This is a genomic window from Extensimonas perlucida, from assembly GCF_007655255.1.
GTDB lineage: Bacteria > Pseudomonadota > Gammaproteobacteria > Burkholderiales > Burkholderiaceae_C > Extensimonas > Extensimonas perlucida.
This window is the reverse complement of the sequence record NZ_VMYE01000001.1, coordinates 460,594-485,127: the sequence shown is the minus strand read 5'-3', so window position 1 is coordinate 485,127 and position 24,534 is coordinate 460,594. Positions and strand designations below refer to the sequence as shown.

The following is a 24,534-nucleotide window of genomic DNA, read 5'->3' as shown; positions in this document are numbered from 1 at the left end:
CGAACAACACGCCCGCCGCCAGCACACCTGCTGACTCTACCCGGCGCGCAGGCCCTCGGCCACCGTGGGATAGCGCAGCCGCAGGCGCAGCTCGTGCAGCAGGCGGCGGTTGTCCAGGCGGCGTGATTCGCTCATGAAGCTGAGGAGCAGCGGCGGCAGCTGGGCCTGGGCCGCACTGCGCGCCAGGCGCGGCGGGCGCGGCAGGCCGTACAGGTCGGCCGCAAGATCGAAATAATCGCCCATCTTCATGGGTTGCATATCGCACACGTGGTAGGCGCGCTGCGGCCGCCCGCGCCACAGCGCCGCAAGGCAGGCGCGCGCGAGGTCGTCGGCGTGGATGTGGTTGGTGAACACGTCGTCCTGCGGCGCGAGCGCGGGCGTGCCCTTGCGCAGCCGCGCCTCGGGCGTGCCGCCCGCGCGGTCGGGGGCGTAGATGCCTGGAATGCGCAAAATGCTCGTGCGTACCCCCGCGCGGCCCAGGTGGCGCACCGCGCGCTCGGCGTTCGCGCGGCGCTGCGCGCGCGCCGTGGCCGGCGCCAGCGGGCGCGTCTCGCGCACCCAGGCGCCCGCGCAGTCGCCGTACACGCCGCTCGTAGAGGCATAGACGAGTGCCCGCGGGCGCGTGCGCAGCCGCAGCACGCGCACCAAGGCCTCGGTGCGCGGATCGATCCACCAGGCCGCTGCCCCGCCCTCGGCAGGCGGCGGCGCGAGGTGCAGCACATGCGTGGCCAGGCCCGCGAGGCGGCGCAGCGTCGCTGGTGCGTCGAGGTTGCCGCGCAAGGGCGTAATGCCTTGCGCGCGCAACTCGCCCACGCGCGCCGGGGTCGAGGTCAACGCCAGCACGCGCAGACGCGGCGCCCCGAAAGCCGAAGCCCTACCCTGCCCCGCCCCGGCCCCCTCGCCCTGCAAGGCGCGCACCACGCGCAGGCCGACATCCCCGCAGCCCACGATCAAGAGCCGCGCACGGCGAAAACGCGCCGGCAGCGCGCCCAGGGGGCGGAAAATGGCAAGGCTTTGCATGGCAACGGTGGCGGGAGTAGAAAAAGGTCAAAGTAATTTGGGAAGGCAGCGGCACAATCTTGGCCCGTTGCCCTGTTGGGCGTATTGTTCCCCAGGATCACCCCACACCATGACCACTTCAGCCTCGTACCAAATCACCGTACAACCCAGCGGTCGGCGCTTTTCTGCGCAGGCCGACGAAACCATTCTGAACGCAGCGATCCGCGCGGGCGTTGGTTTGCCCTACGGCTGCAAGGACGGCGCCTGCGGCTCGTGCAAATGCAAGATGCTCAGCGGCAGCGTCATGCACGGCCCGCACCAAGACAAGGCCCTGAGCGCCGCCGAAGAGGCCGCGGGCCTGATCCTGACCTGCTGCGCCCAGCCGCGCAGTGACGTGGTGCTGGAGTCGCGCCAGGTCACCGACGAAAGCGCTTTCCCGGTCAAAAAAATGCCCGTGCGCGTGGCCGCGCTCCAGAAAATGTCGCCCGACGTGATGCTGCTGCGCCTGCAGCTGCCCGCGGCCGAGCCACTGCGCTACCACGCGGGCCAGTACCTCGAATTTCTGCTGCCCGGGGGCTTGCGCCGCGCGTATTCCATGGCGAACGCGCCGCACACGCTGGGCACGCCGCCGCACGTCGAGCTGCACATCCGTCTCATGCCCGGCGGCCACTTCACCGAGCAGGTCTTTCACACCCTCAAAGAAAAAGACATCCTGCGCGCCGAAGGGCCGTTCGGGAGCTTCTACCTGCGCGAGGATTCCAGCAAGCCCATCATCCTGCTGGCCTCGGGCACGGGCTTTGCGCCCATCAAGGCCATCATCGAACAATTGCAACACCTGGGCAGCACGCGCCCCGTCACGCTCTACTGGGGCGGCCGCCGGCCGGCTGACCTGTACCTGGACAACTGGGTGCGCGCGCGCCAGGCCGAAATGCCGCAGCTGCGCTACGTGCCCGTGGTCTCGGACGCGCAGCCCGAAGACGGCTGGAGCGGCCGCACCGGCTTCGTGCACCAGGCCGTGCTCGACGACTTTGCCGACCTCTCGGGCTACCAGGTCTATGCCTGCGGGGCGCCCATCGTGGTCGAATCGGCACGCACTGCCTACTGTGCCGAGCGCGGCCTGCCGCCCGAGGCGTTCTACGCCGACGCCTTCACCTCCGAGGCGGACAAGCACGCCCCAGCCGCCTGACGCCATCCGCCCGCGCCACTCCGGCCAAACTGCAGGAGCCCGCCCATGCCAAGCGCCCACATCGCCCCCAGCACCCGCATCGCCCTCGTGTCCGACATCCACGGCAATCTGCCCGCGCTCGAGGCCGTGCACGCCGACCTGCGCCGCCGCGGCGCCGACCTGGTGGTGAACCTCGGCGACAGCCTCTCCGGCCCCTTGCTCGCGCGCGAGACGGCGCAGTTCCTGCAGGCCCAAGGCTGGCCCACGGTGGCGGGCAACCACGACCGCAACCTGATCGAACAAAGCCCCGCACAGCTCGCCCCGCCCGACGCCTGCGCCCATGCGCAGCTCGGCGCGCCAGAGCTCGCCTGGCTGCGCACGCTGCCCGCAACGCTGCGCGAGGCAGACCTGTTCTTCTGTCACGCCACGCCGCAGCACAACTGCAGCTACCTGCTCGAAACCGTGCTGCCAGGGGGCGCCGTGCGGCTCGCCAGCCCGAGCGAAATCGCCGAGCGGCTGGGCGATGAGCGCGCCGCGTTCATCGCCTGCGGCCATACGCATTTCCCGCGCGCAGTGCGCACGGCGGCAGGGCAATGGATCGTCAACCCCGGCAGCGTGGGCCTGCCTGCGTTCGAGGACGACAGCCCCTGCCTACACCGCATCGAAACCGGCTCGCCCGACGCGCGCTACGCGCTGGCCGAGCGCACCGCGCAGGGATGGAGCGTCGCGCTCATCAGCGTGCCCTACGACCACCGTTCCATGGCCCAGCTAGCGCGCAGCCGCGGCTTTGCCGACTGGGCCGTGGCTTTGGAGACGGGTTATATGAAATTCCCGGAGGCGCACAGGCCTCCGGGCGCCTGAGAGGCTGAACGGAGCCACACCAAAGCTCCTGCTCGATACGCCTTTGTTTGCGCTGCTGACACGCACAGGCCAGAAACGAGCAAACCCTCTGGCATGCTGGGCGTAACCCACAATTGCCATACCAATGTCCCATGAAGGAGCCTGCCCATGACCCCGCTGATGCCTGCACGCTCTTTTTTTCAAACTGCCGCACTGCCGCCCGCACGCCGCGCCCCGCCAGGCAGGTTGTGGTCTGCCGTGGTGCTGGGCGCGGCGCTGCTGGGCGCGGCGCTGCTGGCCGCGGCCATGCCTGCGCATGCCGGCCCCTTGCGCGCCTGGCTGGGCGGCGAGCGCGGTGGCGGCCAGCAGGCGTCTTCGTCGTGGGCAGATGGCTCACCAAACGGGCGCCTGCCCAACGAAGTGGCCGAGGTGGCCCATGTGGCGTATGGGCCGGACGCGGCGCAGCGCTTTGACGTCTATCTGCCCGCCCAGCGCAGCGCGCGCCCGAAAATCCTGCTCATGGTGCACGGCGGCGGCTGGCGGCGCGGCGACAAGACCTCGCCCGGCGTCTGGGAGCCCAAGGTGCGGCACTGGGGCGCGCAGGGCTGGATCGTCGTGAGCACCAACTACCGCATGCTGCCGCAGGCCGACCCCATCGAGCAGGCCCGCGACGTCGCCCGTGCGCTCGCCAAAGTGCAGCAGCTCGCGCCCGGCTGGGGGGCCGGTGCGCACGATGTGGTGCTCATGGGGCACTCGGCGGGCGCGCATCTGGTGATGCTGCTCACGGCCGCGCCGCAGCTCGCCCATGCGCAGGGTGCGCAGGCCTGGCGCGGCACCGTATCGCTGGACAGCGGCGCGCTGGACGTGCCCGCAATCATGAACCAGCGGCACCCGCGCCTGTACGACCAGGCCTTCGGGCAAGACCCGGATTTTTGGCGCCAATCCTCGCCGCTGCAGCAGCTTGCCGGGCCCATAGTCCCCACGCTGATCGTGTGCTCCACGCGCCGGCAGGATGCGTGCCCGCAGGGCCAGCGATTCGCCGAACGCGCCGCGCAGTTCGGCGCGCGCGTGCAGGTGCTGCCGCAGACGCTATCGCACATGGACATCAACCGCCTGCTGGGCGAGCCCGGCGCCTACACCGATGCGGTGGATGCGTTTCTGGCGCATCTGTGAGCGGGCATCGCGCCGGTTCGACCGCTTTCGACCACCCGAGGCGCCCGGGCGCACAGGCCGCCTCAACCGGCGCCGCCCACGTCCTCCACCACCTGCCCGGCCTCAAGCGTGATGCGCCGGCGGCACTGCACGGCAATGCGCGCGTCGTGCGTCACGAGCACCAGCGTGGTGCCTTGCTCGCGGTTGAGCTCGAACATCAGCTGCATGACTTTTTCGCCGGTGGCGAAGTCCAGGCTGCCCGTGGGCTCGTCGGCCAGCAGCACGGCGGGCTGCACGACGAAGGCCCGCGCGAGCGCCACGCGCTGCTGCTCGCCGCCGCTGAGCAGCTTGGGGTAGTGGCGCAGGCGCTGCGCGAGCCCCACGCGCGCCAGCATCTCGGCCGCGCGCCGGCGTGCGTCGCGCTGCCCGGCGAGCTCCAGCGGCAGCATCACGTTTTCAAGCGCCGTGAGGTGCGCAAGCAGTTGAAAGCTCTGGAACACGAAGCCCAGCTTTTGCGCGCGCAGCGCGGCACGCGCGTCCTCGTCGCGCGCGAACAGGTCTTGCCCGGCGAGGCGCACGGTGCCGCGCGTGGGTGTATCGAGCCCGGCGATCAGCGACAGCAGCGTGCTCTTGCCCGAACCCGAGGCGCCCACGATGGCCGCCGTCTCGCGCGGCGCGAGGCAAAAGTCCACATCCCGCAAAATGTCGAGCGTGCCGCTCGAATCCGTCACTGACTTGCTCAGGTGCTCCACGGCCACCATGGGCTCTGCACTGGGGCTGGTGGCCTGGGGCGAAGGCGGTGAAAAGGGCGCGGCTTGGGTCATGAAGTCATGAAAGGTTGGGAATGAGGATTCGCACTGTGCTTCGACGCGACTTTATCCTGCGCTCGGGTGCTGCCGTGGCTGCGGGGCTTTTCGGCACGCCTGCGCGCGCACGCCAAGCGACCGAAGCGCCCCAAACGCCGGCACGCACACCCGTGATCCTCGTGCTGGGCGACTCGCTGAGCGCCGAATACGGCCTGCCGCGCGGCAGCGGCTGGGTGGCGCTGCTCGAAAAAAAGCTGGCGCAGGAAAAAATCCCCGCCACCGTGGTCAACGCGAGCATCAGTGGCGAGACCACCTCGGGCGGGCGCGCGCGCCTGCCGGCGCTGCTCGCCCAGCACCACCCCAGCGTGGTGGTGATAGAACTCGGCGGCAACGACGCGCTGCGCGGGTTGGCCCTGCAGCACACCGAAGAGAACCTCGTGGCCATGGTGCAGGCTGCGCAGCAGGCGGGCGCGAAGGTGCTGCTCGTGGGCATGCAGGTGCCGCCCAACTACGGCGCTGCCTACACGCAGCGATTCGCCGCGCTGTTTCCCAAAGTGGCGCGCGCGCACAAGGCGGCGCTCGTACCCTTTTTGCTCGCAGGTGTGGCCGACGGGCCCGACCCCACGGCCTCGTTCCAGCCCGACCGCATCCACCCGAACGCGCAGGCGCAGCCGCGCCTGCTGGCCAACGTCTGGCCGCAGCTCGTCAAGCTGCTGCGCTGATCAGGCAGCGCCCGTACCCGTGGGCGCTGGCGCCACCGCGGCGCGGTAGGCGTGCCAGCTTGCATGGCCCAGCACCGGGCCCACGAGCAGCAGACCCGCGCCCCAGATCCACAGCGAGGCCACGACGAGCGCCGTGATCAAAGCGCCCCACAGCAGCATGACGCCGGGGTTTTCGGCAACCACGCGCATGCTCGTGATGCCGGCTGTGAGCGCGTCGGTGTCGCGGTCCAGGATCATGGGGATGGACACCACCGTGCACGAAAACACCAGCGCCGCGAACGCCCCGCCGACCACGGTATAGACCGCGACGAATTCCCAGTTGCGCGGGTTGAACACGGCCTCGAACACACCGCTCGACGAGGGCATGCCGGTGTCGAAAAACACCGCAAACACCACGAGCGAGGCGCGTCCCCAGAGCAGCTCGAGCACGATCAGCACGAGCACCAGCATGCCCATGCTGCCCATGTGGCTGTCCCAACAGGTGATGGATTGGCCCAGGTCGGGCGCGAGCCCGGCTTCGCGGCGGCGGCTCGTGTCGTACAAGCCCATGGCCAGAAACGGCCCGACCAGAAGGCAGCCGCTCGCGAGCGACATGGTGTATTCAGGCTCATTGCGAAACACCCAGCCCAGCAACAGTGCCATGCACCAGAAACAAAAGCCATAAAACAGCGCGATACCGGGCGCGGCGCGCACATCCTGCAAGCCCTTGCGCAGCCAGCGCAGCGGGTCGGCCCAGCGCAAAGGCTGCAGCGTGATGGCGTAGGCGGGCTCGGCGGCTGGGGTGAGGTCGGAAGTGGCGGGGGATTCGTTCATCGGGGCCTCCTGCAATAGGAATGTCCCAAAGTAAAACTTTCGCCGCCGCTACGCCATCATGGAAAACCCTTGTTCTACATCAAACTATCCAACAGCCAGAACTGCTATAGCGGCGGCAGCGCCAGCGCCAAGGCCTGCTGCAAATCGCACTGCAAATCTGCCACCGCTTCGAGCCCGACGGAAAAGCGCACCAGATGGCCCGGGCGCAGCTGCGGCGCGGGGCGGCTGCGCATGGCCTCAAGCTGGTAGGGCACGACCAGACTGATCGGCCCGCCCCAGCTGTAGCCGATCTTGAACAGGCGCAACGCATCGCAAAAAGCATCGACCTGCTCGGCGCGGTAGCGCGCGTCAAAAATGATGCTGAAAAGGCCTGCAGCCACGCCTGGATAAGCGCTGGCAGCTCCTTCCTTCATAGCACCCTGCCCTGCTGCATGTGTGCCGGCGCACAGCGCGCGCCAATGTGCGTGCCCCGGCGCGCCCGGCAGCGCCGGGTGCAACACCTGCACCACCTGGCTTTGCTGCGCGAGCCAGCGCGCGAGCGTGCGCGCCGCCACGTCGTGCGCGCGGTAGCGCAGCGCCAGGCTGGGCAGCGCGCGCAGCACGGCCTCGGCGTCGTTCGCGCCCACGCCCAGCCCCAGGTGCATGTGCGTGCGCTGCAGCCGCTGGTGCAGCGCCGCATCGCGCGTGACGATGCTGCCCATGAGCACGTCGCCACCGCCGCTCGGGTACTTGGTCAGCGCGTGGATGGAGATGTCCACGCCCAGGCTGCCGCCGTCGCGCAGCAGATCAAACGGCGCAAACGCCAGGCCCGCGCCCCAGGTGTTGTCGAGCGCACAGCACACGCCGTGCGCGCGGCAGATGCGCACCAGCGCCGGCAAGTCAGGGAACTCCATGCTCACCGAACCTGGCGCTTCGAGCCACGCGAGGCGCGTGGCCGGGGTGATCTGCGCGGCAAAGTCGGCAGCGTCCAGCGGGTCGTACAGCCGGTAGCGCACGCCAAAGCGCGCAAGCTCGCCGCGCGCGAACTCCTTGTTCGGGCCATAGGCGTTGTCAGGGATCAGCACCTCGTCGCCCGGCTGCAGCAGCGCCAGGCCCACGGTGCTGATGGCCGCCAGGCCGCTGGGCACGAGCAGGCAGTGCAAGCCGCCTTCGAGCGTACACAGGCGCTCTTCGAGCGTGAAAGTGGTGGGCGTGCCGTGCAGACCGTAGGTGTAGCCGCTTTTGTCCTTCCACTCGCGCGAGCGCAGCGCGGCCACGTTCGGAAAGATCACCGTCGAGGCCTTGAACACGCCCGGCTGCGGCGCGGCAAAGCCCGGCGGCGGCGTGTAAGGGTGGTGGATGAGGCGCGTCGTCAAGTCTTGGCTGTCTGGCATGGCGGGGATGGTAGCGCGGCTTGGATAATCGCGGCCCATGGCATGGATCACCTTATTGAACGCACAACTCGCCTTCGGGCACGTAGCTTTGCTAGACCACGCGGACTTTGCCCTCGAAGCGCGCGAGCGCGTGGGCCTGATCGGGCGCAACGGCGCGGGCAAATCATCGCTCTTGAAAATCCTCGGCGGCCTGATGCAGCCCGACGACGGCACGCTGCAGCTACAACAAGGCCTGCGCGTGGCCTACGTGGCGCAGGAGCCGCAGCTGGACGCGCATGACACCATCTTCAGCGCCGTCGCCGCGGGCCTGCGCGACGTGATCGCCGCGCGCGAGCGCTACCTCGCGCACGAGGCCGGGGTGGATTTGGACGCGCTGCAATCGTTCATAGAGCAGCACGACGGCTGGAACTGGGAGCAGCGCGTGCAAGAGACGCTGCAGCGTCTGCAGCTCGAGCCCGAGGCGCGCATCGCCACGCTCTCGGGCGGCATGAAAAAACGCGTCGCGCTCGCGCAGGCGCTGGTTGCGCGGCCTGACGTGCTGCTGCTCGACGAACCCACCAACCACCTCGACATCACCGCGATCGAGTGGCTCGAAGAGCTGCTGCTCGCCTTCCCCGGCAGCGTGGTCACGATCACGCACGACCGCGCCTTTTTGGACCGCATCGCCACGCGCATCGTAGAGCTCGACCGCGGCAAATTACGCTCCTACCCCGGCAATTTCGCGCGCTACCAGCAACAAAAAGAGGAGCAGCTGGCGCAGGAGGCCACGATCGCCGCGAAGGCCGACAAGCTGCTCGCGCAGGAGGAGGTGTGGATTCGCAAAGGCGTGGAAGCGCGCCGCACGCGCAGCCAGAGCCGCATCCACCGCCTGGAGCAGCTGCGCGCGCACCGCCAGGCCCGGCGCGAGGCCGTGGGCAAGGTGCGCATGGACGCGGCCAGCGGCAGCGGCGGCTACCAGGGCAAGATCGTGGCCGAGCTGCAAGGCGTGTCCAAGTCCTTTGGCGCGCGCTGCGTGGTGCGCGACTTCAGCGCGCTCATCCTGCGCGGCGACAAGGTCGGGCTGATAGGCCCCAACGGCGCGGGCAAGACGACCTTGCTCAAGCTCATCCTCGGCGAGTTGCAGCCCGACGCGGGCCAGGTGCGCCGCGGCGCGAACCTGCAGGTCGCCTACTTCGACCAGATGCGCGCCGCGCTCGACCTCGACGCCACGCTCGAAGACTTCATCAGCCCGGGCAGCGAGTGGATAGAGATCGGCGGCCAGCGCAAGCACGTCAAAAGCTACCTCGGCGACTTCCTGTTCGCACCGGCGCGCGCGCACTCGCCCGTGCGCTCGCTCTCGGGCGGCGAGCGCAACCGGCTGCTGCTCGCGCGCCTGTTCGCGCGGCCCGCGAACGTGCTCGTGCTCGACGAGCCCACCAACGACCTGGACATCGACACGCTGGAGCTGCTCGAAGACCTGCTCGCGCGCTACGAGGGCACGGTGTTCCTCGTGAGCCACGACCGCACCTTTTTGGACAACGTGGTCACCAGCACCATCGCCTACGAGGGCGACGGCCGCTGGCGCGAGTACGAAGGCGGCGTGCAGGACTGGCTGCAGCAGTCGCAGCGCAGCCGCGCGCTGGCTGCGGCGGCGACGGCGGCCCCGACACCCGGCTCCAGCGGTGCGGGCGGCGGCTCCAAAAATTTGAATGAAACTGTGCCTCAATGCCCATCCAGCAAGCGCGAGCAGCTACCGAAAAAGAAGTTGAGCTACAAAGACCAGCGCGAACTCGAGCAACTTCCAGAGCGCATCAGCGCGCTCGAAGCCGAGCAAAAAACGCTGCAGGACGAGCTCGCCGACGGCAGCCTCTACTCACGCGACCCAGCCCGCGCCGCCGCCGCGCTCACGCGCATCAGCGCGATCGAAGACGAGCTCATGACCGCGCTCGAGCGCTGGGAGAGCCTGGCGGGTTGAACCCAGATTGTCCATTAGGCGGCCCTTCGGGCCTACGCGGGCGCTGGCGGACGGCTGACGGTCATTTTTGCCGCTGCTTCGTCGTCCATGGCACTGGCCATGCACTCCTCAGCCGCGACCAAACTGCCTCGCCAGTCGCCTCGCCATCATCCCGCGTCCTAATGAACAATCTGGGTTGAACGGGCACACTCTGTGATGACCATGTCCGGCAATTCGGCACCCTGCGCAGTGCCACCGCCATCGACCGCAGGCGCCGCGCCCACCACTGGCCTGGTGCTCACGGGCGGCGGGGCGCGCGCGGCCTACCAGGTCGGCGTGCTGGGCGCCATCGCCGCGCTGCGCCGCGCGGCCGGCCAGACGCGCAGCGGCAACCCCTTCCCCATCCTCGCAGGCACCTCGGCCGGGGCCATCAACGCCGCTGTGCTTGCCAGCGGCAGCGACCACTTCGACACCGCCGTGCGCCGCCTCACGGACACCTGGCGCAGCTTTCATGCCACGAGCATTTACCACGCCGGCGTGTTCGAGGCGCTGCGCGCCGGGGCGCGCTGGGTATCGCTGCTCTCGCTCGGCTGGGCGCTCACGCGCTGGCGCCAGCGCCAGCCGCACTCACTGCTCGACAACGCCCCGCTGGCCGCACTGCTGCGCGCCCAGGTGCCCATGGAACGCCTGCCCGCCCTGTTGCAAGCCGGACACCTGCGCGCACTCGCCGTCACCGCGTCCAGCTACACCAGCGGCCAGCACGTCACCTTTTACGACGCTGCCACCCCCATGCAGCCGTGGCGGCGCGCCCAGCGTCGCGCGGTGCACACACGCATCGGCGTAGAACACCTGCTCGCCTCGTCGGCCATTCCGCTCATCTTTCCGGCGGGGCAGGTGCATGTAAACGGCCACACGCACTGGTACGGCGACGGCTCCATCCGCCAGATCGCCCCAATCTCGCCCGCGATCCACCTCGGTGCCGAGCGCATCCTCGTAATCGGCGCTGGGCGCGCGCACGAAGCCGATGCGGCAGGCTTCACCCCCCCGCACACAGCCCTGCGCGTGCATGACGCTCGCCAGGCCGACGCGCCCTACCCTTCCCTCGCGCAGGTCGGGGGCCATGCGCTGTCGAGCATCTTTCTCGACGCGCTCTGGGCCGACATCGAGCGCATGCAGCGCATCAACCACACGCTCTCGCTGGTGCCGCCCGAAGCGCGCGCACGCAGCCCGCTGCGCCCCATAGACCTGCTGGTGATCGCCCCATCGCAGCCGCTCGACGCCCTGGCCACGCAGTATGTAGGCGAGCTGCCCGCCTCGGTACGCGCCCTGCTCGGCATCCTGGGCGTGCAACAAAACGACCCGCGCACCGGCGCACTCGCGAGCTACCTGCTGTTCGAGCCCGGCTACACCCAGGCGCTGATGGCACTCGGCTGGGACGACGCCATGCGCCAGCGCGCGGAGATCGGGGCGTTTTTTGGCTGGGCGCTGCCTACCCCAGACCAGCCTCCACCCACCAGTCGTTGAAACTGTAGCCCACGCCCCAGCCAACGTCCTGCCCCAGTGCGCGCACCCGCTCCAGCCGGGCAAGAAACGACGCTCGCCGCGCCTCGGGCAAGGCCAGCACATACTTCAACGCCTGCGCGAACATGCGCTCCAGCGCGTCGTAAAAGCCACCGTCATCCACGCCGCAACCGGCCAGAAAGTCGAACACCTCCTCACAGTAGAACACCGCAAGCTCCGCCAGGCCCTCGGGCTCACCCAGCGCTTTTTTATAGTCGCTGATGGCTTTCTTGGCCTTGGCCACAGACAGCGGCTTGCGATAGTCGGCAGGGTTGATCCATTGCGTGATCGTCGCTTTGTAGGGTTTGAGCGGGTCATCGCCCAACGCAAAGCGGGCGTGCAAAAAAGCCTGATTCTCCTTGCTGGCCGCGTACAGGTCTTGCAGCAGGCCGATCAACCCGACGCGGTCGAAGTCGGCGAGCCTGGCCTTGACATCGCCCCAGCTCGGGGTGGTTTTTTTAGTGCTTGTGCTCGATTTCGTCACGTCAGCTTCTCCTCGATCCAATCCCACCGTTTGTCCTTGAGCATCACGAAGCGGCAGCGCCCACCGGAAAGGCTCGCCCACAGGCCGCCGATCAGCCGGTCGTCTTCGGCCCCGCTCCAGCGGTCGGCGCCTTTGTATTCGACGGCCAGCACCGGGCCGGGGCGGGCGTCCGGCGTGTCGGGCAACTGGCACAAAAAATCCGGGTAAAAGCGCCCATCGGCCTTTTGCAAAAAGAACGAGCAGCCCTCGCGCCGCACCAGGTTGCGCACCCAAAATTGCATGCGGCCCTGCTGCGCCCACATGTCGAGCTGGCAGGCGCACTCGAACTCCTCCTTGCTGTCGAAATCGCCCAGGCGCCCGTAAAAATGCCTGCGGAACTCGAAATGCCCAAAGCGTCCGTCGTAGTCGCGGCTGGGCGCGTAGGCTTGGGGTGCGAACTCGAAGGCGTACTGCTCGCTCACCGCCACGCGCGATGCCGCATCGTCACCAAACAAGGCTTGCTGGTACGCCTTGCCCACGGCCTGCCGGCGCAACGCACGAAGGCGCGCTTCGAGCAAATTGCGGATCAGGAATTTCTGCTGATTGGCGCGCGCCAGCGTGTAGCCCTCGCGCCGCAGCAGCTCGGCCAGCCATCGGGCCACGAAAGCCTGCTTGCTCGCGTGCGTCAGCGAAACCTCGGGCAGGTTGCGGCACAACCAGGCGGCCAGGCGCACTTCGTCCCAGTGCTCGGGCTGGTAGACGAGGCCCAGGTCGCGCTGCAGCCCGGGCAAAAAGCGCGACACCACGTGGCCGCCCGCGTCGATGTCGATCTCGCCGCCTTCGGCCACCTTGAGCGCCGCGCCCAAGGCCGTCAGGTCGTCGGCCGTCGGTGCGGCGTCGTAGGGCGAGAGCTCCCATGGATATTCGAGCACTTCCGGGTCATCGAACAACTGCAGCTCGCCCTGCACGCGCAAGGCCAGCTGCGGCACGCGCAGGCGCTCGCCCGCTTCGGCGGGCGTCTGGAAGAACTCGATCGCGGTGGTGCGGCTTTCCTCGGCGGCCTGCCATATCGCCACGGCCGCGGTTTCGGAAGTGACCGATGCCTTGAGTGCTTCGGCCTCGTCTTCCGAGAGCGGCGCGCGGATGGTCAGGGTATTGAGCGCACCGTCCCAGCTCAGCTTGTCGCGCACCGGCTTGGGCAGGCTTTTGAGGTCGGGTTTTTCCAGTAGAGGCACCACCACGGGCCGCAGCACCACGCGCCCGGCGTGACCTTCCAGGTCCAGCCGCGCCTGCTCGGGCAGCGCCGCGGTCACGAACTCGGCCACCTCGCGCCGCTCGAAGCCCGCACCCGCCACCAGCCGGTCGCGCAGCGCGCCCGCCGTCTCGGCAAAATTGCGCGACACCACGAAGGCATAGGACTGGTTCAGGCGCGCGTCGGCAAAGTGCGCCGCATTCGGTTGGCGCAGCACGCGCCCAAGCAACTGCTCCACCGCCGTGGCCGACGACAGCGACGCCATGCTCACCAGGATGTAGGCAAACGGGCAGTCCCAGCCTTCGGCCAGCGCCTTCTGGGTGATGACGAACTTCACCGGGCAGGCCGGGTCGGCAATGCCTCGTGGGTAGGCGGCGTCTATGTGCTCCAGCCCCTTTTCCTCACCCGTGGCCACCACGATCTCATCGGGCGGGATGCCGTGGTTGGCGATCAGCTCGTTCTTCACGCGCTCAACGTCCAGCGTCTCCACGCCCGCGCGGCGCGGCTCGGACTGGATCAACACCACGGGCCGCAGGTAGGGCGCGCCGGCGCGGCGCTCTTCATCGGCCAGCTTGTGCAGCGCCTCGCGCCGCGCCAGCGCATCGGCCAGACACTGCTGCCAGTTCGGCTCGGTTTCGAGCAGCACCGGCAGTTTGATCATTTCTTCTGCCTTCAATTCGGCCGCGGACACGCTGTGCAGCACGTTGCTGGGCGTGCGCGTGAGGTCCGGCGTGGCGGTGAGTTCGAGCACGCCGCTCGGGCGAAAGCGCGCCAGCATGTCGAAGGCAAGCTCCGTGCGGCTGTTGTGCGCTTCGTCCACGATCACGAAGGGCCGGCGCAGGCGCAGCACGTTCGCGAGCGAATAGGGCACGGTGCGCTCGCTGCCCTCGCCCTCGGTCAGCAAGGCATCGCGCTGGCCGGGCGAGAGGTTGTCGAAGTGGTGCATCAGCGCGCCGCTGCTCTGGTACACCTTGCGGCACTCCTCGTCCTCCACCTGAAACGCCTGCCGCGTGGCGACGATCACCGTGGTGGACGTGTCCAGCGTGGCGCGCGTCACGCTCTTGGCTTCCTCCAGATCGAGCACCGTCACCGGCCCCGCCTCGCGCAGCGCAAGCTGGTAGGGATGCGTGCGCTCGCGCAGCGCGCGCAAGGTCTGCGCGCGGATCGGCTTGCTGGGCACCAGCCACAAAATCACGCTGTGCTCACTGCGCAGCAGGTGCGTGTTCACCAGCGCCACGCTTTTCGCCGCGAGCCAGGTTTTGCCGCCGCCCGTAGGCACGCGCAGGCAGAAATACGGCATGTCGGCCGGAAAGCCCGTGAGCGGGTGGTACGGATTGCCGCGGCCCCACAAGCGCTCGGTGGTAGCGGTGAAGGCGAGCGCGGGCGATGGCATTTCGTGGCAGGCCCGGAAATAGGCGTGCACGCTGTCCAGCACCTGCTGCTGGTAGGTTTTGGGGGTGAAGGGGGTCATGGCCGCCTTCCCAGCGTGCAGAAACGATGCATCACGGCGAGCGCCTTCGTCTTCATGGCGAAACCTGCCAGTTCTCGACCGCCAGCCCGGGCACGCGCGAGAACTCCGAGACATTGCGGGTCACCAGACACAAGCCGGCCGACCGCGCGATGGCGGCAATTTGCAGGTCGTAGGGGCCGATCGGCCGGCCTTGCCGCGCCAGAAAGGCGCGCAGCTCTGCGCAATGCTCGGCCGCCAGGTCATCGAAGAGCAGGCTCGGAATGTCGGCGGCCAACGCACGGATGCGCTGCTGATTCTCGGCAACGCGCTGACTGTTGCAGGCGCCAAACCACAGTTCCGACCAGACCGGCGAGCACAGATACAGTGCTTCGACACCGACCCTGCGCACGCCTTCAACCACTCCCGGCTGATTCTTCAGCAGCGCAATCCAGGCATTGGTGTCGAGCAGATAGCCGCTCATACCCAGTCCTCTCGCGGCAGATCGGCGGCCAGATCGTCATCCTTGATGTCGTCTGGAAAATCATCGCCCAGCGTGCCGGCCACGCGCTGCAGAAACTGCTCGGTCTCGCTGCCGGCGGCGGGCTCCCGCCGGGCGTGGCGCTGTTCCAGCCAAGTGATGAAGTCCAGCGTCTGCCGCTGCAACTCGGGCGGCAGCGCCTTGGCGTGCGCGTGGATGGTGTCGGGGAGGTTCATGGTTTGGCTCTCCAGTCATGTTCGGTCTAAATTGTCGGCAGAGAACGGCCATGCCACAAGCGCCACCCTCACACCTCCAGCGCGTAAGGCGTCTGCTTGAAGCTGATGCCTTCGCGCGCAAGCCGGGCGCCGCTCAGACGGCAGGCGGCGGCGTAGATCACTTTGGGGCCGGCGAACGGCGGCAGCGCGTCGAACACCGCGCCGGTGAGCACGTTGCCGCCGGCCACGGACTTGTCCTTGAGGATGCCGTTGTAGAGCAGATACACCGCGCGGCCCTCGTGCACGCCCAGCAACGGCGAATCGGCGGTGCCGGTGAAGCCGGTGCCGGCTTCGGCGAACCAGACGAACTCGGCGAGTTGCGCGAAGCTCACGTCGCTGCGGATTTGGCCATTGGCGTCGAAGAGCGGCTCGGCCGACAGGCGGCAGAACTGGAAGCCGCCGCCCAGGCCCGCGACTGCCTGCCCCTTGGCATTGACGTAACCCTGCGCCACACGCTTGACGCGCTCGGCGGTGACGTTCTGCGCGATGCCTGCCTCCATTTCGACGAGGATGAAGCGCCGGCTGCCGCCATCCTCGGCGTTTTGCTTGAGCACCGCGTGGGCGGTGGTGCCGGAACCGGCGAAGCTGTCGAGAATGAGCGAATCCTTGTCGGTGGCGATTTGCAGGATGCGCTGGATCAGGCGGGTGGGCTTTGGCGTGATGAAAACGTCATCGCTGGAGGCGAAGTCCACCAGTTCGAGCAATTCCTTCTTGGCTTCCTGGGTGTGGCCTACCTCGTTGTAAAACCACAAGGTTTGCGGCACACGCCCATCCTTGACTTCATGCAGAAAGCGCTTGATCTGCGGGATGGCATTGCCGTCCTTACCCCACCAGATGCGGTTGTCGCGGTCGAGTTCGTCGAGGCGCTCTTTCGATACGCGCCAATACATGCCTTTCGGAGGACCGTCGATGACGCGGCCCGAAGGGCAAATAATTGGATAGGTGCCTGCGGAGTAGTGGTTGCGTGCCGAAAGATCGCTGGTTTTCCACACGCCGCGCGGGTCGTTGTCGGGGTTTTTATAGGCCGCGTTCTGTTCTTCGGTGCGCGGCAAAAGATTGGGGGCCCAAGCGCCCGCGTTGGCTGCGTAGATGAGTACGTAATCGTGATCTTCGGAAAGGTGTCGCGCCGAATTTTTGGGTGAATACACCTTTTGCCAGAGAACGGAGGCAACGAAATTCCCCGCCCCGAAAATCTCATCCATCAACAGCCGCAGCGTCGCAACCTCGTTGTCGTCGATTGAGATAAAGATGGCGCCATCCTCGCGCAGAAACTGCTTCAAGAGCACCAAACGCGGGTACATCATGCACAGCCAGCGGTCGTGCCGGTCCAGCGTCTCACCTTCCTTGCCGACCACCTCGCCCAGCCATTTGCGAATCTCCGGGCTGCTCACGTTGTCGTTGTAAACCCAGCCCTCGTTGCCGGTGTTGTACGGTGGGTCGATGTAGATGCACTTGACCTGCCCCGCATAGCGCGGCAGGAGCGCCTTCAGGGCGTGCAGGTTGTCGCCCTGCACGATCAGGTTGCCCGACGCCCTGCCCTGTGCCGCGCCGCAGGAAAGCTCGGGCGCGGGCTCCAGCAGGCGAAAGGGCACTTCCTTGTGGTGTTTGACGACGGCTTGCTTGCCGATCCAGTTCAGTGTTGGCATGGGTGCCCATTCTCTCGCGCTGGTGCGTGTCGTTCTTGCTGCGCGCTGCCTTGTCGGACTTTGCCGCGCGCAAGGTGTAAACCCTGCCTCCCCTCGCAAGCGCCTCACGCGCCCGGCGCGCCGCCCTCTTTGAGCAAGGGCAGCAACTCCTTGAACGCCGGGTGCTCGCAGCTGCGCAGCCATTCGAAAGCCACCATTTCGGTGGTGACGAGCTCCGCGCCGGCGCCGGCGAGGCGGTCGAAGGCGGCGTCGCGGTTGCGCTCGGTGCGCGAGCTGCAGGCGTCGGTGACGACCCAGACCTCGAATTCGTCCTCGATCAAGTCGAGCGCGGTTTGCAGCAGGCACACGTGCGCCTCGCAGCCCGCAATGACGATGCTGCCGCGCGCGGGCGTGGCCTGCTGCGGTTTTTGCAGGTGCCGCGGCAGGCTGCGCGCGTTACCCGCGGGGGCTTTGGGGGGCGGGCGCAGCCATTCGCCCAGCCCCTCTTCGACCGCGCCGAAGTGCATCTTGGCAAGGGTTTGCTGGCACAGCGCGCGCAGCGCAGCGTCGTTCGCGCCCAGGCGCGAGGGGTTTTGCTCGGTGCCCCACACGGGCACCTGCAGCCGCCGCGCCACCTGCGCAAGCAGCCGCGCGCGCGCCAGCACGGCGGCGCCTTCAAAAATGGCGGGCATCAGGCGTTCCTGGTAGTCCACCAGGACGAGTTGGGAAGTGGAGGCGTCTAGGAGCATGGGGAACAAGGTTTGCGGTGAAAAAGGGAAGATTCGCTGCCGCGGTGGCTCATGCCGTCCAGCCGTCCACGCTGGCCAGACATCCTTCCGTCCATGGCTGCATTGCACCGTCGGCGCTGTCGGCTTGCGCTGCATTATTCATCGGTGCACTCCTTCAAGCGTTGCCACGCCTGGTAGCGGGGCACGTTCGGCCTCTTCAAATGCTACGCCACGCGCCAGCACCTCCCGCAGTGCCCGCGCCAACGGCCCGGCCATGGAGACGGCGTTGCTCGGGTGGGGGATGCAGTCGGTGCTCCAGACCTCCCCAACGCCGGCGTCGGCGAGCGTTTGCAGTGCGTCGCCGACGAACAGCGCATGCGTCACGGCCACATCGACCGAGGCGGCGCCGGCGGCGTGCAGCAGGCGTGCGGCTTGGGCCAGCGTGTGGCCAGTGCTGGCGACATCATCGAGCAGCACCACGGCGCGGCCCTCGATGGCGTGCGGCGCGAGCGCCGGCAAGCGGATGCGCACCTCGCGGTCGCCCTGGCGCTCTTTGGTGCACACGGCGTGCGCAAAGCCGTGGCGCGCGGCAGCCTGGGCGATCCACTGGGCGGATTCGGCATCGGGCCCGACGAGCAAGGCGCCGGGGCGGCGCTGCGCGACGAGGTCGGACAGCGCCTCGGCGCCGCTCAGCGCCACGGCCACAGGCACGGGCACGGCGTCCTGCAGCCGCGCCACGCGGTGCAGGTGTGGATCGACGGTGATGAGCGCGTCGCACAGGCCCGCGAGAAAGCGCCCCACGATCTGCTGGCTCACGGCCTCGCCGGGGGTGAAGGCTTTGTCCTGCCGCATGTAGCCAAGATAAGGCGCGACGAGGACGATGCGCCGCGCGCCAAGGGAACGCGCGGTCTGCGCCGCGAGCAAAAGCTCGACGAGCTTTTCGTTCGGCTGGTAGAGGCCACGCAGCAGCACGATGTGTTCTGGCAGGCGCCCCTGCGCGTCCACGGGCAGGCGCAGCTTGAGCTCGTCGTCGGGAAAGCGGTGGCGCTCTATGCAGCGCGCGGGCAGTTCTGCGGCCTGGGCAAGGCGCTGCGCGGCTGCGGTTTCATCATCGAAATGCAGCAATAGGGCAGATGAATCCATGGCGGATGGCTATCAAAATTGCATCAAAAAGCGACACGCGCAGGGCATGCGCTCAGAACTCGACGAAAGCCTGGGGAACCTCGTCTGCCGCACCTATGGTGTAGCCGCTGCTGCGGCTGCTGGCCTGGCGCGCAAACTCCAGGTCTGCCGGGTAGCTCGCATGCACGCGGTACAGCGGCGCGCCCACCGCGACCTGTTCGCCGAGCTTGTGCAGCAGATCAACACCGGCCTGCGGCACCTTGGGCGCGCCGGCCAGGCGGGCGATGCGCGCGATCTGGAAGTTGTCTATTCCCGTGACCACGCCGGAGCGCGGCGCGCAGACTTCGAACGTCAGCGCACCGAGCGCGGGGCGCTGGTAGTCGAAGTGTTTGCTGCCCTGCGCTTCGATGATGGCGTTCATGCGCGCGAGCGCGCGGCCCGAGTCGAGGATGTCGCGCGCAATGCCAAAGCCCTCGCCGCCGCGCACGTCGGGGTCGAACTCGATCACCCGGCCCGCGAGGCGCAGCGCCTTTTGCCGCAGGTCGTTGGGCGCGGCCGGGTCGTTTTGCAGCACGCGCATCACGTCGCGCGCCTCGAGCACCGGCCCCACGCCGTTGCCGATGGGCTGGCGGCCGTCGGTGATGACCACGTCCAGCGTCAGCCCCATGCGGCGCGCGACGTATTCGAACAGGCGGCGCAGGCGCTGCGCCTCGGGCATGGAGCGCACCTTGGCCGTGGGGCCTATGGGGATGTCGAGCACCAGGTGCGTGGAGCCGGCGGCGACCTTTTTCGAGAGGATGGAGGCCACCATCTGGCCCGGCGAGTCGATGGCGAGCGGCCGCTCGACCGAGATCAGCACGTCGTCCGCGGGCGAGAGCCGGGCCGTGCCGCCCCAGGCCAGGCAGCCGCGGTAGTCGCGCACGATCTCGGCCAGGCGTTCGAGCGGCAGCTCGACCTCGGCGAGCACTTCCATGGTGTCGGCCGTGCCCGCGGGCGAGGTGATGGCGCGCGACGAAGTTTTGGGGAACAACATGCCGTGCGCCGCGACGATGGGCACCACGAGCATGCTGGTGCGGTTGCCCGGGATGCCGCCTATGCAGTGCTTGTCCACCACGAGCGGCTCATGCCAGTCGAGCCTGCGCCCGCAGGCGACCATGGCGTCGGTGAGGAAATACACCTCCTCGCGGTCAAGCTCGTCGCGGTTGCAAGCCACGACGAAGGCCGTGAGTTCGATCTTGGAATAGTGGTGTTCGGCGATGTCGCGCACGATGGCGCTGAAGTCGGCTCGCGTGAGGCGCTCGCCCGCGAGCTTGCGAAACAGCGCGCCCATCGATTCGGGCGGCTCGGCCTGCGCCACGCTTGCCATGTGCCCGTTGGCCACGCCAAGCTGGGCAAAGGCGTCTTCGGACAGGCCCAGCTCGTTGCAACCCACGATGGCGTCGTCATCGACCACGTTCAGCGTGGCCAGAATGTGGTTGCCGTTGGCGCGGACTTCCACCTTGGAGAGCGCCTGAAAGCCTTCGGCGCGATACACCGCGCAGTCGCGGTGCAGGAAGGCGACGTTTTCCTGCCAGGTATCTATGGCCACGCGGCGCAGCGCAAGCTGCGAACGCGGCGCTTCGGGGTTTGCGGAGGCGGGACGCGGGACGGGTTCGGTGACTTCGACGTTCATGGGGGCAATGGCAGGGCGGAGCGGGCAAATGCGGGGACTATACAAAACGCCCTGCGCGGCCCAGACCCGGCCCAGACACGGCCTCCACTCGACCTGACTCACCCCGACCTCGCGCCAGCATGGCTGCGGCAAGGCCGTCGCTTTATGATGAAAAATGCCTATAGCGCCCAATCATCAAGCACAAGCAGCTATCTTTACAGAAGCAAAACCTCACCAATTCACCTCGCGCTCGGGCGTGGCGCCGATCTGGTGGATCGAAAGATCGGCGCCGTCGAACTCCTGCTCCTGGCTCAGGCGCAGGCCCAGCAGCCGCTTGAGTGTGCCATAAACAAACCAGCCCCCGAGCGCCGCCCAGGCCACGCCCAGCAGCGTGCCTATGAGCTGCGCGCCCAGGCTCACGCCGCCCAGGCCGCCCAGCGCCTTGCTGCCGAAGATGCCCGCGGCGATGCCGCCCCAGGTGCCGCACAGGCCATGCAGTGGCCACACGCCAAGCACGTCGTCGATCTTCCAGCGGTTTTGCGTGCGCGTGAACATGTGCACGAAGATCGCCCCCGCAATGCCGCCCACCACCAGCGCACCCAGCGGGTGCATGATGTCCGAGCCCGCACACACGGCCACCAGGCCCGCAAGCGGGCCGTTGTGCACGAAGCCGGGGTCGTTGCGCCCGAGCAGCAGCGCCACGAGCGTGCCGCCCACCATGGCCATGAGCGAATTCACCGCCACCAGGCCGGAGATTTTGCTCAGCATCTGCGCGCTCATGACGTTGAAGCCAAACCATCCCACGATCAAAATCCACGCGCCCAGCGCAAGGAAAGGGATGCTCGACGGCGGGTGCGCCGACATGGCGCCATCCTTGCGGTAACGGTTGCTGCGTGCCCCCAGCAGCAGCACGGCTGGCAGCGCGATCCAGCCGCCCACGGCGTGCACCACCACACTGCCAGCAAAGTCGTGGAATTCGGCGCCCGTGAATTGCAGCAACCAGGCCTGCACACCGAAGTGCTGGTTCCACGCGATGCCCTCGAAAAACGGATACACCAGGCCCACGATCACCGCCGTGGCGAGCAGCTGCGGACCAAAGCGCGCGCGCTCGGCAATGCCGCCCGAGATGATCGCGGGAATGGCCGCGGCAAAGGTCAGCAGGAAAAAGAACTTGACCAGCGCATAGCCATGAAACGCCGCGAGCTGCTCGGCCCCGACGAAAAAATGCACGCCATAGGCCACGCCGTAGCCGACCAGAAAGTACGCCACCGTGGAGACGCAAAAGTCCACGAGGATTTTCACCAGCGCGTTGACCTGGTTCTTGCGGCGCACGGTGCCGAGCTCCAGAAAGGCAAAGCCCGCGTGCATGGCCAAAACCATGACGGCGCCGAGCAGGACGAACAGGGTGTCGCCACCCTGGGGAATGGTTTGCATGCAATGACCTCTTGGGAAATCTAAGCGCTGGTTTGGTGCAAGAAAAACGCGCCGGAAAGCGGCGCACCAAAGACAAGCAAGAACCGGACCGAAGCAAACCCCAGGGCGTATCCGCATGCACCATCCGCGCGCGGCTACGCATTCACATTCCCCAGCTCGGCGCGCCGCGCACCCCGATGGCGCGAAACGCGGCCGCCGCTCCATGTTGGCGCACATCCGCCGCAGGCGCGCACCATGGTGATGCAGCACTCCTGTATGCAGGCTCCCCTTGCCTCCTGCCTATCGCCGTGATTGGGAGTTTCGAATGGCCGCCGTGGCCGCCCAGCCCTACCATGCTTGCCAGATCACTGCTGCAATCACATGCTTCATCCAACGGACTTTGGGCGCGGCGACGATCTGGTTTTTTCGGGGCTTGCGTGCAGGCCAATTGCAAACTTTCTTTCGGAGATCGATCCCATGAGCACAGACAAAATGGCGGCTGCGGGCAAATGCCCCGTGGTGCACGGTGCGGTGACGCAAGTCGGCATGTCCACCATGGAATGGTGGCCCAAGGCCCTGAACCTGGACATCCTGCACCAGCACGACACCAAAACGAACCCGCTGGGGGCTGACTTCGACTACCGCAAAGCGGTGCAAAAGCTCGACGTCGCCGCGCTCAAAAAAGACCTGCTCGCGTTCATGACGCAAAGCCAGGACTGGTGGCCCGCCGACTGGGGCCACTATGGCGGGCTCATGATCCGCATGGCCTGGCACTCTGCGGGCACCTACCGCACGGCCGACGGCCGCGGCGGCGCGGGGCACGGCAACCAGCGCTTTGCGCCGCTCAACTCCTGGCCCGACAACGCCAACCTCGACAAAGCGCGCCGCCTGCTCTGGCCGATCAAGAAAAAGTACGGCAACCAGCTCAGCTGGGCCGACCTGATCGTGCTCGCGGGCACCATGGCCTACGAATCGATGGGGCTCAAGACCTACGGCTTTTCGTTCGGACGCGAGGACATCTGGCACCCCGAGAAGGACGTTTACTGGGGCTCTGAAAAAGAATGGCTCGCGCCCAGCGACGCGCGCTACGCCAAGGTCGATGACCCCGCCTCGCTCGAAAACCCGCTCGCCGCGGTGCAAATGGGCCTGATCTACGTCAACCCCGAAGGCGTCAATGGCAAGCCCGACCCGCTCAAGACCGCGGCGCAGGTGCGCGAAACCTTTGCGCGCATGGCCATGAATGACGAAGAAACCGTGGCCCTCACAGCCGGCGGCCACACCGTGGGCAAAGCGCACGGCAACGGCAACCCCGCGAACCTCGGCCCCGCCCCCGAAGGCGCCGACATCGAAGACCAGGGCCTGGGCTGGGTCAACCACGTCACGCGCGGCATAGGCCGTGACACCGTGACCAGCGGCATCGAAGGCGCCTGGACCACGCACCCGACGCGCTGGGACAACGGCTACTTCGACCTGCTGCTCGGCTACGACTGGTGGCTGCAAAAATCCCCGGCCGGCGCCTGGCAGTGGGAGCCCGTGAACATCCGCGAAGAAGACATGCCCGTGGACGTGGAAGACCCGACGATTCGCTGCAAGCCCATCATGACCGACGCCGACATGGCGATGAAGTTCGACCCGGCGTACCGCAAGATTTCCGAGCGCTTCCACCAAGACCCGGCGTACTTTTCAGAGGTGTTCGCGCGCGCCTGGTTCAAACTCACGCACCGTGACCTGGGCCCCAAGTCGCGCTACATCGGCCCCGACGTGCCCAAAGAGGACTTGGTGTGGCAAGACCCGGTGCCGGCAGGCCGCAAGGATTACGACGTGGCGGCCGTCAAAGCCAAAATCGCCGCGAGCGGCCTGTCCATCAGCGACATGGTCGCCACCGCCTGGGACAGCGCACGCACCTTCCGCGGCTCGGACAAACGCGGTGGCGCCAATGGTGCGCGCATCCGCCTTGCGCCACAAAAAGACTGGGCCGGCAACGAGCCCGAGCGCCTTGCGCGCGTGTTGGCCGTGCTCGAACCCATCGCGGCCCAGGCCGGCGCCAGCGTGGCCGACGTGATCGTGCTCGCGGGCAATGTGGGCATAGAGCAAGCTGCCAAGGCCGCAGGCGTGGCCGTGGACGTGCCCTTTGCGCCGGGGCGCGGGGACGCCACGGCCGAGATGACGGACGCTGCCTCTTTCGCCGTGCTCGAACCGCTGGCCGACGGTTTTCGCAACTGGCTCAAGAAAGACTACGCCGTCACGCCCGAGGAGCTGCTGCTCGACCGCGCGCAACTCTTGGGCCTCACCGCGCCCGAGATGACGGCCTTGATCGGCGGCATGCGCGTGCTCGGCACCAACCACGGCGGCAGCCGGCATGGCGTGTTCACCGAACGCGTGGGCGCGCTGACGAACGACTTTTTCGTGCACCTGACCGACATGGCCTACACCTGGAAGCCCGTCGGCAGCAACCTCTACGAAGTGCGCGAGCGCAAGAGCGGTGCACCCAAGTGGACGGCCACGCGCGTGGACCTGGTGTTCGGCTCGAACGCCATCCTGCGCGCCTACGCCGAGGTCTATGCGCAGGACGACAGCCGCGAAAAATTCGTGCATGACTTCGTCGCGGCCTGGACCAAGGTGATGAACGCCGACCGCTTCGACCTGGCGTGACGAAACCGCGCCGACTCAAAGCGGGCTGCTAAAATGCCCGCCGCGATGAACGCCTCGATCCA

At 67.6% G+C, this 24,534-nt stretch carries 20 protein-coding genes; 7 read left to right on the top strand and 13 right to left on the bottom strand.

Going from position 1 to position 24,534, the window contains the following annotated elements; translation table 11 throughout:
* Positions 1-36: 36 nt before the first annotated feature.
* Complete coding sequence (locus FK527_RS02515) at positions 37-1,020, bottom strand: NAD-dependent epimerase/dehydratase family protein (protein WP_144729316.1); 984 nt, start codon at positions 1,018-1,020, stop codon at positions 37-39.
* Positions 1,021-1,129: 109 nt separating this feature from the next.
* Here FK527_RS02515 and FK527_RS02510 point away from each other — a divergent pair, with 109 nt between their 5' ends.
* The 3 genes from FK527_RS02510 to FK527_RS02500 all read left to right on the top strand — a co-directional run bounded on the left by FK527_RS02510 (position 1,130) and on the right by FK527_RS02500 (position 4,177).
* Positions 1,130-2,185 carry a CDP-6-deoxy-delta-3,4-glucoseen reductase gene (locus tag FK527_RS02510; protein ID WP_144729314.1) on the top strand — a complete coding sequence of 352 codons (1,056 nt, stop codon included), beginning with the start codon at positions 1,130-1,132 and terminating at the stop codon, positions 2,183-2,185.
* A gap of 45 nt (positions 2,186-2,230) precedes the next feature.
* Positions 2,231-3,025 carry a metallophosphoesterase family protein gene (locus FK527_RS02505; RefSeq protein ID WP_144729312.1) on the top strand — a complete coding sequence of 265 codons (795 nt, stop codon included), beginning with the start codon at positions 2,231-2,233 and terminating at the stop codon, positions 3,023-3,025.
* Positions 3,026-3,172: 147 nt separating this feature from the next.
* A complete protein-coding gene (locus FK527_RS02500; protein ID WP_246072631.1) occupies positions 3,173-4,177 on the top strand; it encodes an alpha/beta hydrolase in 1,005 nt (334 codons plus the stop codon).
* Between the two features lie 62 nt (positions 4,178-4,239).
* Here FK527_RS02500 and FK527_RS02495 read toward each other — a convergent pair whose 3' ends face one another.
* The gene (locus tag FK527_RS02495) at positions 4,240-4,980 is read right to left on the bottom strand and encodes an ABC transporter ATP-binding protein (protein WP_144729310.1); all 741 of its coding nucleotides are present in this window, start codon (positions 4,978-4,980) and stop codon (positions 4,240-4,242) included.
* Between the two features lie 20 nt (positions 4,981-5,000).
* Here FK527_RS02495 and FK527_RS02490 point away from each other — a divergent pair, with 20 nt between their 5' ends.
* Positions 5,001-5,684, top strand: a complete 684-nt coding sequence (locus FK527_RS02490) for an arylesterase (RefSeq protein WP_144729308.1) — start codon at positions 5,001-5,003, stop codon at positions 5,682-5,684.
* Here the strand turns inward: FK527_RS02490 and FK527_RS02485 are convergent, their stop codons facing one another.
* Together FK527_RS02485 and FK527_RS02480 are read right to left on the bottom strand one after the other, a co-directional pair.
* The gene (locus FK527_RS02485; RefSeq protein ID WP_144729306.1) at positions 5,685-6,497 is read right to left on the bottom strand and encodes a DUF2189 domain-containing protein; all 813 of its coding nucleotides are present in this window, start codon (positions 6,495-6,497) and stop codon (positions 5,685-5,687) included.
* A 104-nt stretch (positions 6,498-6,601) separates the two neighbouring features.
* Positions 6,602-7,870 carry a PLP-dependent transferase gene (locus FK527_RS02480; protein WP_144729304.1) on the bottom strand — a complete coding sequence of 423 codons (1,269 nt, stop codon included), beginning with the start codon at positions 7,868-7,870 and terminating at the stop codon, positions 6,602-6,604.
* 37 nt (positions 7,871-7,907) lie between these two features.
* Here FK527_RS02480 and FK527_RS02475 point away from each other — a divergent pair, with 37 nt between their 5' ends.
* Both FK527_RS02475 and FK527_RS02470 read left to right on the top strand, forming a co-directional pair.
* On the top strand, positions 7,908-9,824 hold the full coding sequence (locus FK527_RS02475; RefSeq protein ID WP_144729302.1) for an ATP-binding cassette domain-containing protein: 1,917 nt from the start codon (positions 7,908-7,910) through the stop codon (positions 9,822-9,824).
* A 201-nt stretch (positions 9,825-10,025) separates the two neighbouring features.
* On the top strand, positions 10,026-11,327 hold the full coding sequence (locus FK527_RS02470; RefSeq protein WP_144729300.1) for a patatin-like phospholipase family protein: 1,302 nt from the start codon (positions 10,026-10,028) through the stop codon (positions 11,325-11,327).
* Here the strand turns inward: FK527_RS02470 and FK527_RS17440 are convergent.
* The 9 genes from FK527_RS17440 to FK527_RS02425 form a co-directional block, all read right to left on the bottom strand.
* Entirely contained in the window at positions 11,293-11,847 is a 555-nt protein-coding gene (locus tag FK527_RS17440) for a hypothetical protein (RefSeq protein ID WP_186298358.1), read from the bottom strand. The two genes, FK527_RS02470 and FK527_RS17440, sit on opposite strands and share 35 nt — an antisense overlap.
* On the bottom strand, positions 11,844-14,549 hold the full coding sequence (locus tag FK527_RS02460) for a DEAD/DEAH box helicase (protein ID WP_144729298.1): 2,706 nt from the start codon (positions 14,547-14,549) through the stop codon (positions 11,844-11,846). The genes FK527_RS17440 and FK527_RS02460 overlap by 4 nt, the downstream gene beginning before the upstream one ends.
* Positions 14,550-14,601: 52 nt before the next feature.
* The gene (locus tag FK527_RS02455; RefSeq protein ID WP_144729296.1) at positions 14,602-15,009 is read right to left on the bottom strand and encodes a type II toxin-antitoxin system VapC family toxin; all 408 of its coding nucleotides are present in this window, start codon (positions 15,007-15,009) and stop codon (positions 14,602-14,604) included.
* Positions 15,006-15,242 carry a DUF2281 domain-containing protein gene (locus tag FK527_RS02450; RefSeq protein WP_144729294.1) on the bottom strand — a complete coding sequence of 79 codons (237 nt, stop codon included), beginning with the start codon at positions 15,240-15,242 and terminating at the stop codon, positions 15,006-15,008. Before FK527_RS02450 ends, FK527_RS02455 begins: the two co-directional genes overlap by 4 nt.
* A 68-nt stretch (positions 15,243-15,310) precedes the next feature.
* Positions 15,311-16,927, bottom strand: a complete 1,617-nt coding sequence (locus FK527_RS02445) for a site-specific DNA-methyltransferase (RefSeq protein ID WP_144729292.1) — start codon at positions 16,925-16,927, stop codon at positions 15,311-15,313.
* Positions 16,928-17,031: 104 nt separating this feature from the next.
* A complete protein-coding gene (locus FK527_RS02440; RefSeq protein ID WP_144729290.1) occupies positions 17,032-17,655 on the bottom strand; it encodes an isochorismatase family protein in 624 nt (207 codons plus the stop codon).
* Positions 17,656-17,793: 138 nt separating this feature from the next.
* The gene (locus FK527_RS02435) at positions 17,794-18,777 is read right to left on the bottom strand and encodes a ribose-phosphate diphosphokinase (protein ID WP_144729288.1); all 984 of its coding nucleotides are present in this window, start codon (positions 18,775-18,777) and stop codon (positions 17,794-17,796) included.
* A gap of 52 nt (positions 18,778-18,829) precedes the next feature.
* Positions 18,830-20,428: a thymidine phosphorylase family protein gene (locus tag FK527_RS02430; protein WP_144729286.1), complete on the bottom strand. Its 1,599-nt coding sequence runs from the start codon at positions 20,426-20,428 to the stop codon at positions 18,830-18,832.
* A gap of 210 nt (positions 20,429-20,638) precedes the next feature.
* Positions 20,639-21,841, bottom strand: coding sequence for an ammonium transporter (locus tag FK527_RS02425; RefSeq protein ID WP_144729284.1), 1,203 nt, complete (start codon positions 21,839-21,841; stop codon positions 20,639-20,641).
* A gap of 471 nt (positions 21,842-22,312) precedes the next feature.
* Here FK527_RS02425 and katG point away from each other — a divergent pair, with 471 nt between their 5' ends.
* Positions 22,313-24,472, top strand: a complete 2,160-nt coding sequence (gene katG, locus FK527_RS02420; protein WP_222116118.1) for a catalase/peroxidase HPI — start codon at positions 22,313-22,315, stop codon at positions 24,470-24,472.
* The last annotated feature ends 62 nt before the right edge of the window (positions 24,473-24,534 follow it).

Coding starts and splice junctions, on each gene's coding strand:
- FK527_RS02515 (WP_144729316.1), bottom strand. CDS start 1,020: ATGCAAAGCCTTGCCATTTTCCGCCCCCTGGGCGCGCTGCCGGCGCGT.
- FK527_RS02510 (WP_144729314.1), top strand. CDS start 1,130: ATGACCACTTCAGCCTCGTACCAAATCACCGTACAACCCAGCGGTCGG.
- FK527_RS02505 (WP_144729312.1), top strand. CDS start 2,231: ATGCCAAGCGCCCACATCGCCCCCAGCACCCGCATCGCCCTCGTGTCC.
- FK527_RS02500 (WP_246072631.1), top strand. CDS start 3,173: ATGACCCCGCTGATGCCTGCACGCTCTTTTTTTCAAACTGCCGCACTG.
- FK527_RS02495 (WP_144729310.1), bottom strand. CDS start 4,980: ATGACCCAAGCCGCGCCCTTTTCACCGCCTTCGCCCCAGGCCACCAGC.
- FK527_RS02490 (WP_144729308.1), top strand. CDS start 5,001: ATGAGGATTCGCACTGTGCTTCGACGCGACTTTATCCTGCGCTCGGGT.
- FK527_RS02485 (WP_144729306.1), bottom strand. CDS start 6,497: ATGAACGAATCCCCCGCCACTTCCGACCTCACCCCAGCCGCCGAGCCC.
- FK527_RS02480 (WP_144729304.1), bottom strand. CDS start 7,870: ATGCCAGACAGCCAAGACTTGACGACGCGCCTCATCCACCACCCTTAC.
- FK527_RS02475 (WP_144729302.1), top strand. CDS start 7,908: ATGGCATGGATCACCTTATTGAACGCACAACTCGCCTTCGGGCACGTA.
- FK527_RS02470 (WP_144729300.1), top strand. CDS start 10,026: ATGTCCGGCAATTCGGCACCCTGCGCAGTGCCACCGCCATCGACCGCA.
- FK527_RS02460 (WP_144729298.1), bottom strand. CDS start 14,549: ATGACCCCCTTCACCCCCAAAACCTACCAGCAGCAGGTGCTGGACAGC.
- FK527_RS02455 (WP_144729296.1), bottom strand. CDS start 15,009: ATGAGCGGCTATCTGCTCGACACCAATGCCTGGATTGCGCTGCTGAAG.
- FK527_RS02450 (WP_144729294.1), bottom strand. CDS start 15,242: ATGAACCTCCCCGACACCATCCACGCGCACGCCAAGGCGCTGCCGCCC.
- FK527_RS02445 (WP_144729292.1), bottom strand. CDS start 16,927: ATGCCAACACTGAACTGGATCGGCAAGCAAGCCGTCGTCAAACACCAC.
- FK527_RS02440 (WP_144729290.1), bottom strand. CDS start 17,655: ATGCTCCTAGACGCCTCCACTTCCCAACTCGTCCTGGTGGACTACCAG.
- FK527_RS02435 (WP_144729288.1), bottom strand. CDS start 18,777: ATGGATTCATCTGCCCTATTGCTGCATTTCGATGATGAAACCGCAGCC.
- FK527_RS02430 (WP_144729286.1), bottom strand. CDS start 20,428: ATGAACGTCGAAGTCACCGAACCCGTCCCGCGTCCCGCCTCCGCAAAC.
- FK527_RS02425 (WP_144729284.1), bottom strand. CDS start 21,841: ATGCAAACCATTCCCCAGGGTGGCGACACCCTGTTCGTCCTGCTCGGC.
- katG (WP_222116118.1), top strand. CDS start 22,313: ATGGCGGCTGCGGGCAAATGCCCCGTGGTGCACGGTGCGGTGACGCAA.